The 1,908-nt window shown below is 60.3% G+C and carries 1 protein-coding gene; it reads right to left on the reverse strand.

Features of this window, described 5'->3' with window-relative positions:
• Positions 1-1,798 (reverse strand): sigma-54-dependent Fis family transcriptional regulator (locus F8N49_RS27475; protein WP_151553290.1); only part of this gene is annotated, 1,798 nt, incomplete at its 3' end.
• Between the last annotated feature and the right edge of the window lie 110 nt (positions 1,799-1,908).

The raw sequence follows: 1,908 nt of genomic DNA on the forward strand, positions 1-1,908 counted from the left end.
GGCTAACCCCCAGCCGCCGCGCCAGATGCGAAATATTCCCCCCGGCCGCCTTCAACTCGCGATTCAACGCCTCGACATCATTCAAATCCAGCCCCAGCGGCGCCGCCGTATCAACCGGCTCCATCTCCAGGTCGACAAAAAAATCATCCGGCAGATGCTCAGCTCGCACCGGTTGTTCCTCGGCCATGGCCAGCGCCACCTGCATCACGCTGCTGACCTGACGCAAATTCCCCGGCCACGGGTGCTTTTCAAACAGCTCCAACACATCCGGGCTCAGCCCCGCCCATTGCGTCGGCTCGCGATGTTGCTCCCACAGCCGTTTGAACAGCGCCTGCTTGTCACTGCGCTCGCGTAACGGCGGCAGCTCCAGGGTCAGGCCGCCGATGCGGTAGTACAAGTCTTCGCGAAAGCGGCCCAGTTGTACCTGCTCGCGCAATGATCGGTTGGTCGCGGAAATGATCCGCAAGTCCACCGGAAACAACTCGCTGCTGCCCACCGGCTGCACGCAGCGCTCCTGCAACACGCGCAACAAACGCGCCTGAGTTGATAGCGGCATGTCACCGATCTCATCGAGAAACAGCGTGCCTTTGTCGGCCTTGCGGATCAGGCCGATGCTGCCTTTCTGGTTGGCCCCGGTGAACGCGCCTTTCTCGTAACCGAACAACTCGGACTCGACCAGTTCAGCGGGGATTGCTGCGCAGTTCACTGCAATGAATGCCTGTTTTTGCCGTGAGCTGGCCTGATGCAAAGCTTTGACGAAGACTTCCTTGCCGACGCCGGTTTCGCCGTGAATCAACAACGGAATGTCCTTCTCCAGCAAGCGCTCAGCCTGGCGCACGGCTTTTTCCACGCGACTGTCGCCGAAATGCAGCGTATTGAGGCTGATCGCAGTGGCTGGCGCAGGCTTGTCCTCGGCGGCAAACACCCGCGCTTGCACCGGCGCCTGTTTCGGCCGTTTCAGCAAGCACTGGAAACGGTTGCGTCCAGAGGTCTGCAAGGCAAACGGCAGACCCTCGGGCTGATTGATCAACTCCAGCAGCGACACCTTGAACAGGCTTTCAACGCTGACGCGGGACAAACGCACACCGAGCAAATTGTCGGCGCGGCGATTGGCCGACAGCACCTGTCCGCTCTCATCGAAAATCAACAACCCGGCCCACTGGCTGTCGAGGTTGTTCAACCCGGTGTTGAAGGTCAGTTGAAAATGCTGGCCATGGAACAGGTTGAGGATCAGCCGGTTTTCCACGGTCTGGCTCATCATCTTGACCATGCCCAGGGTGTGCGAGGGCGGCAGGTAGCTGTCGCTGGAGACATCGAGCACGGCGATGACCTTGCGCTCGGCGTCGAAAATCGGCGCGGCGGAGCCGGTCATGAAGCGGTTGGCCTTGAGAAAGTGTTCGTCGTGTTCGATGTGCACCGCCTGCTCACAGGCCAGTGCGGTGCCGATCGCATTGGTACCGCTGCTGCGCTCCATCCAGCTCGCACCGGCCTGAAAGCCCCGGGCCAGATTCGGTTCGATAAAGCGCTGTGTGCCCCATGAGGTCAGCACCTGACCCTGATTGTCGGCGAGCATGATCAGGCAGTTGGAGTTGCTGAGGATGTTTTCGTAGTAGGGCAGGACTTCCTGATGCGTGGTCTGCACCAGCGAGTGATGGCTGTCGAGCAACCGCGCAATGCCGGCGGCGGGCAATTGATCGAAGGCCGGGGCGCTCTGGTGGTCGAGGCCGAACGCGCGGCAACGTTGCCAGGAGGTCTGGACGATCGCGTCGTGGGACAGCGGCGAAGCAGGTGCGGCCATGGGGGCGAGCCTCTGAGTGCAGCGATTTTATTATTGTTATGAGGTCCACCATCCCCTGTAGGAGCTGCCGAAGGCTGCGATCTTTTGATTTTGATCTTGAAAAAGCAAAG

The sequence above is a fragment of the Pseudomonas sp. GXM4 genome (genome assembly GCF_008923895.1).
Taxonomy (GTDB): Bacteria; Pseudomonadota; Gammaproteobacteria; order Pseudomonadales; family Pseudomonadaceae; genus Aquipseudomonas; species Aquipseudomonas atacamensis.